Source organism: Kosakonia oryzendophytica (assembly GCF_027886705.1).
Taxonomy (GTDB): Bacteria; Pseudomonadota; Gammaproteobacteria; order Enterobacterales; family Enterobacteriaceae; genus Kosakonia; species Kosakonia oryzendophytica.
The window spans coordinates 779884-790590 of the sequence record NZ_CP115659.1 but is presented as its reverse complement, the minus strand read 5'-3'; the positions used below and the strand labels follow the sequence as shown (position 1 = coordinate 790590).

The window sequence follows — 10707 nt, the reverse complement described above, 5'->3', positions numbered from 1 at the left end:
ACGAACTATAATATTTAAAGAGACATTAATTATATGAATAACAACAAGTCAATTTAATGCTATTACTCTTTGCAGAGATAAATGAGAAACTCAGTAAATAACTTTTATTGGTCGCCATAAATATGCTGACTTTATTAGCTACCCATTCACAGCCGTCTTTCTTTCGCCAAATCAACGCGGGAGTCGTGTCGCACTTTCCTGCCATAGCCTACTGCCATGTGGTGTTCGACGAGCCTCTTTATCAGGATGCGTTATTTGGCGAAAACGCAATCCCTTTTCCTGCAGAACTGGAAAAAACAGCGCTAAAACGCCGTGCGGAATACCTTGCCGTTCGCTATGCCGCAAGACAATTACTGCAAGATGCCGGCTGCGCTGGTTATGTTGGTACTGCCGCCAGTCGGGCTCCTGTCTGGCCCACAGGTTGGCGCGGCAGTCTTTCCCATACCGCGAGTCATGCAATCGCCATCATCACGCCCGACAACACAGGCCTTACGCCTGGCATTGATATTGAAATGCTTGCCCCGGAAACCATGCGGGAAACCGCAGATATCTTTACTGACGCCGAAGAGCAAAGTCTGCTTGCCAGCTGCGGTATTCCATACGAAACCGCGTTGCTCATCACCTTCTCCGTCAAAGAGAGCATGTTTAAAGCGCTGTATCCGGAAGTAGGCTGCTTTTTCGGCTTTGACGCCGCACGGGTTTGCGCCATCGAACCCGCAACACAGTGCATCACCCTCGAACTGACGCAATCGTTGACACCGATGAGAAAGAGCGGACATCGGATCAGAGGTTATTACCTCCTCCAGGCTGACCGCGTAATCACACTCGTTGCATAAGCACGGATGATCCTCCGCCCCCACCGCGCCACGGTTTGCCTCTCTCGTATGCAGTGGCCTCACCAACGCTGTATGTGGCGTAGCGATAATTGTCGAGCACGGATAACGAACAGCCAGATGACGTTGCCTGGCTATTTCATCCGTTCTTCTTTTTACTGTTTATAATTCAGCCACTTGCCATACGCCAGCATTGATCCAGATTGTGAAACCATTGGAGAAGGAGCGTGAGGCAGGCGTAAGGCCGCCGTTATTTTTGTCGAGAGATTCCAGCATAAAGGAGACATGGTAGGCGCGCCCCGGCTGGAAGGTATAACCATAAGTCGGAAGGCATTTCTGCACAGAAACAGGAACATCCACAATATTGTATTTCTGCAATTGATGCTCCGGATTGCCAATTTCCTCAATCCAGAGACTGCTCATCCGCTCGCGGCCCTCGGGTTGAACCTGTATGCATAGCGAATTCGCCACCATGAGCAGTTTTGCGGAATAGACCATGGGCACACGATCGCCCATCGGGCAACCGGTTAAAAAAAGGGGGAAAAAAATGACGGGAAAATTCCGTTTCACACGCTGCCACTCCTGTCGGGATAAAAACCGGGTCAGTATAAGCCTGAACCGTCTGTGCTGACAGCGTCCATAAAAAAACCCGCCTGTTTTCAGACGGGTTCTATATTAGCGCGCACAGTTCATTCCAGTAGCTGTAGCGCATGACCAGATGTAAGCGCTCATTTTTCATCGTAAATCCATACCGACGGATGGTAATCAAGGCCATAGAGCAGGCCGAACGGAATCAGCAACGCCACATGGCGACCTGAATCATACTCCCCGTCTTCCACCCGCACAGGCAGCGCAGGCGTGAGGCGATTAAGCCATTGTTGCAGCATTGTCTTCATCAGCGCGTTCTCCGGTTAACGTTGACCCTGTCAGTTAAGCGCAAACCGTTCCATAACCAAAACGAGAATTTTTGCGCTGGTTTTCCGAAAAACGCATATGGATTTCCTTCAACACAGTGGAATAAAAAAGCCCCCGGCGCGAACGCAGGAGGCAAGGCTGTGTCCGAGCCAAAAACCGTTAGTTAAACACCATACCTCCATCAATCAGCAGCGACTGGCCTGTCATATAATCCGAGTCCGGCCCGGCAAGGTATGAGACACAAGCCGCCACATCTTCCGGTTCCGACAAGCGACCCAGCGTAATGCGTTTGGCAAATTGTTCCGTACCGTAGCCCGGTTGTTTGCCTGCTGCTTCTGACACCTGACGATCGATTTCCGCCCACATCGGCGTTTTAACAATTCCCGGGCAATAGCCGTTAACGGTAATCCCCAACGGGGCCAGATCCCGCGCCGCGGTTTGCGTCAGACCACGCACAGCAAACTTACTGGAGCTGTAGACCGCCAGTTCCGGGTTACCCACATGCCCGGCCTGCGAACAGGCATTGATGATCTTGCCGCCGTGTTTTTCCGCTTTAAACGCGTTGACAGCCGCCTGGATCCCCCAAATCACGCCTTTCACGTTGATGTTATAAACCTTATCCACCACCGCTTCAGTAATCGACTCAATCGGAGTAGAAGGCGCGACGCCCGCGTTATTGACGATCACATCAAAACCTTGCAGTTTTGTCCTGGCCTCTTCTACGGCGGCAAAAACCCGCTCGCGATCGGCAACATCCACCGTTACCGCAATGGCGCTGCCCTTACCATGTGCGTGATTGATCTCGTCGGCTACCGCATGGGCGGTTTCCGCGTTGTAATCTGCCACGGCAACAGCAAACCCGTCATTGGCCAGACGCAGGGCAATGGCTTTACCAATCCCCTGGCCTGCGCCGGTTACAAATGCGACTTTTTTCATAGCATTTTCCTGGTTATTTACAGAATCTGATTAAGATTGAGCTGGCTCATCAGCAGCGGGTTGTCGCTATAATCCACCGGAATGGCGACCACTGCCGGGCCATCGATATCCATGGCGGCGCGCAGCGTTGGTTCCAGTTCCGCGGTGCTCTCCACAGCAAAACCGGCCGCGCCAAACGCCTGAGCATAGGCTTTAAAATCCACCGGGCCGAAATTCACGCCGGAGAGCCGTTGGTATTTTTTCTCTTCCTGGATAGCCACCATGTTGTAGGCGTTATCCACCCAGATGATGTGCAGGATATTCGCGCCCAGACGTACAGCGGTTTCCAGCTCCATGCTGGATTGCAGGAAACCGCCATCGCCGGAGACGGAGACCACTTTCCGGCCGGGGTTGACCAGCCAGGCGCCGATCGCCCATGGCAGCGAGACGCCCATGGTCTGCTGACCATTGGAAATCATCATCTGACGGGCGCGGAAACTGTAGAGATAACGGGCGATCCAGATATGGAAACTCCCCATATCTACCGTCAGCGTAACGTCGTTATTCACGATGTCCTGCATAGCCCGCACAATCCGCAACGGATGAATCGCAAACTGACTCAGCTGCGCCCCCCGGCGGCTTAGCAATTCACGCTGGTTGCGACGTTCAATGAGAATTTCCGAGGCCCGCGGCGAGAGAACCAGCGGTTTTTCGATGCGCGCCGCCAGTTTGCTCAGAGTGGCGGAAATATCGCCGACCAGTTCAATGTCCGGCACGTAGTGGCGCTCCTCATAAGCCGGGAGCACATCGATATGCACCAGTTTTGCCTCACCGGTATTCCACATCGCCGGTTCATATTCCACCGGGCTGTAACCGATGCAGATGATCAGATCCGCCAGCCGCAGCAACCGATCTCCCGCCTGGTTATTGAACAGGCCAACACGCCCGGCAAAACGCGTAAAATGCTGTTGATTGACGGCCCCGGCGGCCTGGTAGGTACTGGTGATGGGGATATGGCTCTTTTCCAGCAACTGGTGCAGCGCGCTAATGTTCTCCTGCCGGCTGGCCATCAGTCCGAGCAAAAACACCGGGTTTTGCGCGGCGGCGATGCGTTTTGCCACCTCGTCAATGGCGGCGTCAGGCGCGGCGCCAAGTTGCAGAACACCGCTGGCGGGAAGAATATCGCCAGTTGCCGGTTGGTCGGCGATATCCTGCGGCACACTGATAAATGCGCTGCCTGGCCTTCCCTGTTCGGCTGCGCGAAACGCATTCGACACCACTTCGGAGATGGCATCCGGCGACGAAATTTCCACGGCGTATTTAGTGACGGGATTAAACATCGCCACGGTGTCCATGCTCTGATGCACCAGTTTGGCTTTGTCGGCGCGTTTGACCGCGCCGCCAATCGCCACCAGCGGATCCCCTTCGGTATTGGCGGTCGCCATCCCGGTAATCAGGTTAGAGCATCCCGGCCCCGAGGTGACCAGCGCCACGCCCGCTTTGCCGGTAATTCGCCCGACGGCCGCGGCCATAAATGCCGCATTGGCTTCATGGCGCACCGGGATAATGCGGATGGTTGAATCGAGGAGGGAGTCAAAAACCTTATCGATTTTGGCGCCGGGAATGCCAAAGATCTGTTTGACGCCCTGAGCTTCCAGTTGGCCCACAATCATATCAGCGCCGTGCGCCCACTGGTGTGTACGGTTTTCACTGCTCATCAGTCTCTCCTTGAAATGGGCTTAACTCTCCACGGAACGAATGGCGGCATCCAGATTGTCCGGATGCAGATCGGCGTTCAGGAAGGCATCATCCGCAGGCAGATCGATCATCAGCTTGTAAATGGCGCCAAACGCCAGCGTGCCGTGCTCCAGCTGGTAGTCCAGCAAGTGACCGCCACCGCGGCGATCGTCGGTAATAAAGTGCTCGTGGTAACCCGCAACGTTGATACCCTGCATATGCTGCGGTGTACGAAATCCCACCAGTACGCCACTGCGCTGGTTGAAGCGGAACACCGGTTGATCGTCGAGCACGTCGGTCATGGCGCGGTAGGGCGGCGTCTGGCGCGGAACCGTGCGGGTATGGGCGTGACAAAAGTGGCCATCAATGCGCAGTGCACAAAAGAGATTGTCGGACGGGATCTGTTTATCGATGATGTCGTGCAGTTGCTGCCGGCTGACAGGTTTATCAAACTGCTGGCGGTACTGTGGCAAAAACCAGGTCATGACCGCGAACGGTGTTTTCTGCTGCGGGCTCGCCTCCCGCGCACTGCCATCCGCCCGCAGCTGATAAACTTCACTGTTGAAAGCAATCAGCTCACCGTCCAATTCGTTAAAAGTACCGAGCCCAAAATCACCGTGGTCGAGCAACGCCTTGATCGTCGTCTCCCCCTCATACACCCCGCTGAGCAGCGCACTCATTAGCGATGTTTGATATATCACGCCATTTGGATTGTTTCTGGAAAAAGCACGAAATGTTTCTCGTAGATTTTCCTCACAACAACAATCATTTACATGAGTCATCCTCTTTTCCCTCGCTGAGTAGTCGTTCAGAAAAGCTGATAAAATATTGACTCGCTTCAGCCGGGGATTCCAATATACAAAGCATCAGGGTTTGAGATGTTTTCGATATGGAACTTCGTTATCTACGCTATTTTGTTGCCGTTGCGCAGGCACAACACTTCACCCGTGCCGCCGAAGTGCTGGGAATTTCCCAGCCGCCACTAAGTCAGCAAATCCGTCGTCTGGAGGAGGAAGTGGGCACGCCGCTGTTCTACCGATTGACGCGCGGTGTGGAACTGACCGAAGCCGGTGAGGCTTTCTATGAAGACGCGTGCCAGATCCTGGCGCTGAGCGATGCCGCGTTGGAAAAAGCCAAAGGCATTGCCCGGGGAATCAATGGCAAACTCTATTTGGGAGTGACCAGCTCTAACGCTTTCCACGGCAAAATATTTTCGGTACTGCAAAGGTTCAGAGACGACTACCCGCAGGTGTCGCTCTACCAGAAAGAGGACAATATGGCGACGCTGATGCAGGAACTGGATGAGGGGTTGATCGATGTGGCGTTTGTCCGCTTGCCCTGCGAGAACAGCAAGTCGTTCAATCTGAAGCTGATTGATGAAGAACCGATGATTATTGCGCTGCACCACACGCACCCGCTCTCCGCCAAAACAGAATTATCGCTGTTTGAGCTGCAAAAAACGCCGGTGGTGATCTTTCCGCAGGAGGTGGCGCCGGGGCTTTACGAGCTGGTGTATAACGCCTGCCTGCGCGCGGGGATCAATATGGACGCTCAGCAGCAGGCATCGCAATTCGCATCGTCTTTGAGCATGGTGGCGGCAGGCTTTGGCTTTGCCATCATTCCCCAGTCAATGGCGTGCATCAGCCATCCGCAGGTAACATTTCACCAAATGGAAGAGACGCTGAAGACCGATATTGCGCTGGCATGGCGGAAGTTTGAGCGTTCCCCCGCCGTGCGGCGCTTTATCGACAACTTTTAACCCCGGCGCGTTAGCCGTGTCGGGTGTTCACCACCTGCCCGATGCCTTTGCCTTCTAACGCTTCATTGGGATCGGCAAAGAAATCGATATTGAAATAGGTATCGTCCGTCAGCAGTTCGATATGGTGCCAGTACTGCGGCGGACTGATGCCAAAGTGTCCTGCTTCGATCACCACTTCACTTTCCGGCGTGGTGTCATGCTCATTCGCGAAACCGAAATATTTCACTGCTCCCTGCATCACCGATAGCCGGCCGTACACGCCTTTTTGGGTGTTGTGGTGGGTTAACAGCGCATGCGGCACCGTCTCTTTCGTCCAGAACGGGGTGGAGCGGGTGTGGCGAAAATGCACAGGAATACCTGATGCCATGGGAACCTCCTCGGTATTACCAACCGCAGACGTTGGTTTCTTCATCGGATTCGTAGCCACGCACAATATTAATCAGCTCTTTAACCGAATCGGCAGCGTTTAGCGGGTCTTTTAATTCATTAATACTGGTAAAATCTTTATCTACGGATACACCGTTATTGTTATTGGTTACCGTCAGGACAATCTCACTGGCATTATTTTTAGCTTCAGAAAGCCGTGCCACGAGTTCCATTACGGCCTGGACTGCCACATCCGGAACATATAACGACATCGGTTTCAGATACACTTTTTCTTCGGTTTCATTGTTGCTGCGGTTAGATACCGCTAAAGAATAACCTTTATTTTCAATGGTCATAATGAATACCTCAACCTTCAATCAAAATTTTCGGGTCAACATAGAAATCCACGCTGAATATCGTGTCATCGGATAATGCCTCAATGTTGTGCCATTTCTCCGGCGGGAATACACCAAATTCTCCGGCGTTAATGGTCAGCGTTTCCACGGGCTCGGGGCTGGTTTCATCGGCGTAGCCGTAGTAGCGGATCGCCCCTTGTAGAACACTGAGTCGTGGATAGACACCCTGCCGGGTACCGGCATCAAGATGGCGTTTCCAGATGGACGCCGGCGCGGTCTCTTTGGTCCAGAACGGTGTGGTGCGGGTGTGGACATAGTCCACGGGTATCGCAATACGTTGCATGTTTCATCCTCATGGTTCTCAGCAAACGGCGCCTGCCGGGAAGGTAAAAACATATGTTGCATATCATATGCCTGTTTTATAAATTTGTGGACCACTTTTTTAGTAGTTATTTTTATGGGTTTTCAGTACTCAGAAAGGGTTATTGAAAAACACGCTATCGAGGGGGAAAAATAGTCATTAGATTGTTTAAACAAGGCATCAAAGACATCATGAAAAACAAATCAAAGTTGAATTCATTTTATTATGGCTTCCCTGTATTTTTAGTTACCACGCAAGATAGTAATGGCAACACAAATATTTCCGCCGCTTCATCCTCTATTTCCCTTGGCGAAAAGCTGATTATTGGCATCAGCAAAGGAAGTAAAACCTGGCATAATTTGATGGCAGGTTCCGATGCCGTAATTAATATTCCCGATCACACCCAGTGGGAGAAAGTCGAGCAAATTGGCAGACTGACCGGCGGTGATACCTTGTCGGAAGCACAAACCAAATGGGGCGTTGAGATTTGCCACGATAAATTCAGTAAAAGCGGACTGCACGCCGAAGCATCCGTGGACGTCGCACCGCCGCGCATTGCAGAATGCCCGATTCAGGCCGAATGTCGGTTAGTGAGCACCAGCGATAAAGGGCGCTTTATCCTCGCCGAACTGGATATTGTTAACCTGTGGGTTGACGATCATCTGTTGGGGGAAAACGGCATGGTGGATTCCACCAAATGGAAGCCGCTGATTTTCAATTTCCGCGAGTACGACACCGTCGGCAGCGCGCTGGGTTTTAATGTGAAATACGGTCACTGACCCGGCTTAATGCCCCCGCAACCGGGGGCATTGGCGCGTTTACTCCAGCAACCCTTTATCCCAATCGGCGAAGATGGCGGCGAGAGAATATTGTGCAGCATCGGCAGCGCTTAGCTGATATCTTTCGCCTCCCTGCCCGGCCCCTGGCCCGCGGTTTGCGGACTCGTAAAAGCGGCTATCTTCAGGATAAAACCAGATCTTCTCCCCCGCTTTGTCTTTGCCGGACATTTTGTCCCAACCGTAGATATGATCGTCAATGTCGCAGTTGATAAAGGCTGCCAGACCGATCGCGTTCGGATCGGCATAACGCCCGTCGCTAAATTGCGTCGTTGGGTGCCATGGTCGCCCAAGCGCAAAGCTTTTCGCCGGTACACCCGCCTCTTTGCTCAGCGTGCTGTTGATGATAAACAAGCCAAACTTCTCATCCGCCTGTGTGGCCGGAGCCATGATGTAGCCATACGGCGGGGCAGTGTCGTTACGGTTACGGGCAATGATCTCGCAGCGATCGAACACAGCGATGCCAGGGCCAAAGATAAAATCGACATGCCCGCTGACCTCACAATCAGTGAAATAACTGCGACTGCCGCTCTTGCTGTAAAACGTGTCCTGGTACCCTTCCAGCCGGACATGACGGAAGCGCGCTTTGTCGACATTTTCCGACACCATTAACGCCACAGCCTGGGTATCCTTCAGCTTCTTCGCATCGCCATCCGGCAGCGCCGCATTGGCCGGGAAATCAAAGCTATTGCGGATGGTCAGATTCTCAATCGTCACATTATTGGCGCGGATCTCAACGGTGCTGGTACGCCCGGTGCCTAACTTCTGCCCGCTATCATCTAACGCCCCGGCGGGTGTGTTGGCTTCAATCTGGGTTAGCGTTTTCGACTCCCCTACCAGCGTGACGGGTTTTTCAATCACCAGCCGCTCATTCCAGCGCCCCTCTTTTATCAGAATACGCCACGGCGTGCCGCTGTCCGGTGCGGCCGCCAGCGCCTGGCGAATCGTGGCGAACTCGCCAGCCCTGGGTGAAACAGAGACCACGGCGTTCCACTCCGCCGCCTGGACGGAAACGCTTATGCAGGCTAATAGCAACGCGGACGCGGAACAGTACAGTGTTTTCATCAGACTCTCCTTCGTGTTTTAACCTGTCAGCACGCGCGCTCAATTCTGGCGTCTGACGGCTCTGCGCGGTGACAATTGATGCAACGGCTTCCACTTCCGAGACCAGTCGGTCGGTTAACGGGGGTGATATTCGCGATATTCACGCGGTCTTTTTGCAGGGTAAACCGCAGTGAAGCCATGCAAGGGGCGCGAGGAGCATCACTGCACAGGCATGTTGATGGCCCGCCATTACCGGCAGGCAAGATAACGGTGCTTAATCCCAAGAGGTATTGCATTGTCATTCTCCCGAAACAAGGGCTCCCGGCGATAGCTCGCCGATGTCATCCTGCGTGTCTGTTCCTGGAAAATGAGGCTCAATAAAATGCCGGATGACGCCAAGCGGATCCGGCCAGAAGTCCGACCAAAAATATGTGCTTATTTTTATAGAGATACAAACGAAACAAAGTTTTACACATAACGAAACGCGGTTTTGAGATCGAATTCAAAAATATCACAATCGAAAAAAACCCGGCGAACGCCGGGCTTCAGATTAACGAGCAAACACGCGTGCAGGCCCAGTGATCTGCACATTGACCTGCATACCTGGCGACCAGGCAGCATCCGTCACGGTTTGCAAACTGAGGGATTCACCACTCTGTGCGAAGCGCAGCGTCAGCGAAGAGAGATAACCGGCAAAATCGATCCCGACAATCTGCGCTTGTGGGGCCGCCTGCTGATTGTCACAAGGCAGAACGCGGATCTGCTCCGGACGCAACATGATCCGTTTTGCACCGCACACCGCGGCACTGTCGACCGCCACCTCACCTAACAGGCAACGCGCCTTACCCTCAGCGACCTCCGCAGGGAGGATCAACGCATCCCCTAAAAACAGCGCAGTTTCTTCATCCGTAGGTTGCGAATAGACCTCAAACGGTGACCCCACCTGAGTAAAACGCCCGTGGCGGATAACCGCAATCTGGCTGGCGAAGGAGAGCGCTTCTTTCTGGTCGTGCGTCACCAAAATCGACGCAACACCTGCCTGCGTCAGCAGTTCTGCCGTGGCCTTACGGGTCGCCGCCCGCAAGCCGGTATCCAGTGCCGAAAAAGGCTCATCCAGTAGCATCACTGCGGGCTGCTGCGCCAGCGCACGGGCCAGTGCCACACGCTGTTGCTGCCCACCGGAAATCTCATGCGGCCAGCGTCGGGCCAGTTTCGCATCCAGAGAGACCATTGCCATCAAGGCCGCCACGCGATCGCGCTTCGCCTGGCGCGCGCCACGCAATCCCCAGGCAATGTTTTCCCCCACGCGAAGATGGGGAAATAACGCGCCTTCCTGCGGTACAAAACCAATGCGGCGCTGATGGGCCGGAACACACTGCCCGTCGGCGAATAACGGCTTTCCCTGCATCATAATCTGGCCGCTGTCCGGCGCATCAAACCCGGCTATCAGGCGCAGCAACGTGGTTTTACCGGAGCCGGACGGCCCGACAATCGCCGTACGGCTGCCAGGTGGAATAGTCAGGCTGACATCGTCCAGTACCCGTACGGCGCCAAATGTTTTGGAAATATGCGTGAGTTCTAACAT

At 53.7% G+C, this 10707-nt stretch carries 13 protein-coding genes; 3 read left to right on the top strand and 10 right to left on the bottom strand.

Translation table 11 applies throughout. The features are described 5' to 3' along the window. Positions 1-122 precede the first annotated feature (122 nt). Positions 123-836, top strand: a complete 714-nt coding sequence (locus tag O9K67_RS03855; RefSeq protein ID WP_061493183.1) for a 4'-phosphopantetheinyl transferase family protein — start codon at positions 123-125, stop codon at positions 834-836. A 159-nt stretch (positions 837-995) separates the two neighbouring features. Here the strand turns inward: O9K67_RS03855 and O9K67_RS03850 are convergent, their stop codons facing one another. From O9K67_RS03850 to budA, 5 genes are all read right to left on the bottom strand, one after another. Continuing rightward, on the bottom strand, positions 996-1403 hold the full coding sequence (locus O9K67_RS03850) for a putative T6SS immunity periplasmic lipoprotein (RefSeq protein WP_061493182.1): 408 nt from the start codon (positions 1401-1403) through the stop codon (positions 996-998). A gap of 158 nt (positions 1404-1561) precedes the next feature. After that, complete coding sequence (locus O9K67_RS03845; RefSeq protein ID WP_271044638.1) at positions 1562-1729, bottom strand: hypothetical protein; 168 nt, start codon at positions 1727-1729, stop codon at positions 1562-1564. A 178-nt stretch (positions 1730-1907) separates the two neighbouring features. Beyond that, positions 1908-2684 (bottom strand): (S)-acetoin forming diacetyl reductase, encoded by a 777-nt coding sequence (locus O9K67_RS03840; RefSeq protein ID WP_061493181.1) that lies wholly within the window; start codon positions 2682-2684, stop codon positions 1908-1910. A 17-nt stretch (positions 2685-2701) separates the two neighbouring features. Then, a complete protein-coding gene (gene alsS / locus O9K67_RS03835; protein WP_061493180.1) occupies positions 2702-4381 on the bottom strand; it encodes an acetolactate synthase AlsS in 1680 nt (559 codons plus the stop codon). 21 nt (positions 4382-4402) lie between these two features. Next, complete coding sequence (gene budA, locus O9K67_RS03830) at positions 4403-5182, bottom strand: acetolactate decarboxylase (RefSeq protein WP_061493179.1); 780 nt, start codon at positions 5180-5182, stop codon at positions 4403-4405. 107 nt (positions 5183-5289) lie between these two features. Here budA and O9K67_RS03825 point away from each other — a divergent pair, with 107 nt between their 5' ends. Continuing rightward, on the top strand, positions 5290-6159 hold the full coding sequence (locus tag O9K67_RS03825; RefSeq protein ID WP_061493178.1) for a LysR family transcriptional regulator: 870 nt from the start codon (positions 5290-5292) through the stop codon (positions 6157-6159). 10 nt (positions 6160-6169) lie between these two features. On the opposite strand, the gene O9K67_RS03820 is transcribed toward O9K67_RS03825, so the two are convergent. The 3 genes from O9K67_RS03820 to O9K67_RS03810 are packed head-to-tail and all read right to left on the bottom strand — an operon-like array spanning position 6170 to position 7224. After that, the gene (locus O9K67_RS03820) at positions 6170-6526 is read right to left on the bottom strand and encodes a DUF1971 domain-containing protein (protein WP_061493177.1); all 357 of its coding nucleotides are present in this window, start codon (positions 6524-6526) and stop codon (positions 6170-6172) included. A gap of 16 nt (positions 6527-6542) precedes the next feature. Then, the gene (locus tag O9K67_RS03815) at positions 6543-6881 is read right to left on the bottom strand and encodes a DUF1869 domain-containing protein (RefSeq protein ID WP_061493176.1); all 339 of its coding nucleotides are present in this window, start codon (positions 6879-6881) and stop codon (positions 6543-6545) included. Between the two features lie 10 nt (positions 6882-6891). Beyond that, a complete protein-coding gene (locus O9K67_RS03810) occupies positions 6892-7224 on the bottom strand; it encodes a DUF1971 domain-containing protein (protein ID WP_061493175.1) in 333 nt (110 codons plus the stop codon). Between the two features lie 209 nt (positions 7225-7433). Between O9K67_RS03810 and O9K67_RS03805 the strand changes: the two genes are divergently transcribed. Continuing rightward, complete coding sequence (locus O9K67_RS03805) at positions 7434-8021, top strand: flavin reductase family protein (RefSeq protein WP_061493174.1); 588 nt, start codon at positions 7434-7436, stop codon at positions 8019-8021. 39 nt (positions 8022-8060) lie between these two features. Here O9K67_RS03805 and O9K67_RS03800 read toward each other — a convergent pair whose 3' ends face one another. Beyond that, positions 8061-9143: a pectinesterase family protein gene (locus O9K67_RS03800; RefSeq protein ID WP_061493173.1), complete on the bottom strand. Its 1083-nt coding sequence runs from the start codon at positions 9141-9143 to the stop codon at positions 8061-8063. Positions 9144-9672: 529 nt separating this feature from the next. After that, the gene (locus O9K67_RS03795; RefSeq protein WP_061493172.1) at positions 9673-10707 is read right to left on the bottom strand and encodes an ABC transporter ATP-binding protein; all 1035 of its coding nucleotides are present in this window, start codon (positions 10705-10707) and stop codon (positions 9673-9675) included.

What these genes read in the sequence shown, in the direction of transcription:
- O9K67_RS03855 (WP_061493183.1), top strand. Translation starts at nt 123, where the DNA reads ATGCTGACTTTATTAGCTACCCATTCACAGCCGTCTTTCTTTCGCCAA.
- O9K67_RS03845 (WP_271044638.1), bottom strand. Translation starts at nt 1,729, where the DNA reads ATGAAGACAATGCTGCAACAATGGCTTAATCGCCTCACGCCTGCGCTG.
- O9K67_RS03840 (WP_061493181.1), bottom strand. Translation starts at nt 2,684, where the DNA reads ATGAAAAAAGTCGCATTTGTAACCGGCGCAGGCCAGGGGATTGGTAAA.
- alsS (WP_061493180.1), bottom strand. Translation starts at nt 4,381, where the DNA reads ATGAGCAGTGAAAACCGTACACACCAGTGGGCGCACGGCGCTGATATG.
- budA (WP_061493179.1), bottom strand. Translation starts at nt 5,182, where the DNA reads ATGACTCATGTAAATGATTGTTGTTGTGAGGAAAATCTACGAGAAACA.
- O9K67_RS03825 (WP_061493178.1), top strand. Translation starts at nt 5,290, where the DNA reads ATGGAACTTCGTTATCTACGCTATTTTGTTGCCGTTGCGCAGGCACAA.
- O9K67_RS03820 (WP_061493177.1), bottom strand. Translation starts at nt 6,526, where the DNA reads ATGGCATCAGGTATTCCTGTGCATTTTCGCCACACCCGCTCCACCCCG.
- O9K67_RS03815 (WP_061493176.1), bottom strand. Translation starts at nt 6,881, where the DNA reads ATGACCATTGAAAATAAAGGTTATTCTTTAGCGGTATCTAACCGCAGC.
- O9K67_RS03810 (WP_061493175.1), bottom strand. Translation starts at nt 7,224, where the DNA reads ATGCAACGTATTGCGATACCCGTGGACTATGTCCACACCCGCACCACA.
- O9K67_RS03805 (WP_061493174.1), top strand. Translation starts at nt 7,434, where the DNA reads ATGAAAAACAAATCAAAGTTGAATTCATTTTATTATGGCTTCCCTGTA.
- O9K67_RS03800 (WP_061493173.1), bottom strand. Translation starts at nt 9,143, where the DNA reads ATGAAAACACTGTACTGTTCCGCGTCCGCGTTGCTATTAGCCTGCATA.
- O9K67_RS03795 (WP_061493172.1), bottom strand. Translation starts at nt 10,707, where the DNA reads ATGTTAGAACTCACGCATATTTCCAAAACATTTGGCGCCGTACGGGTA.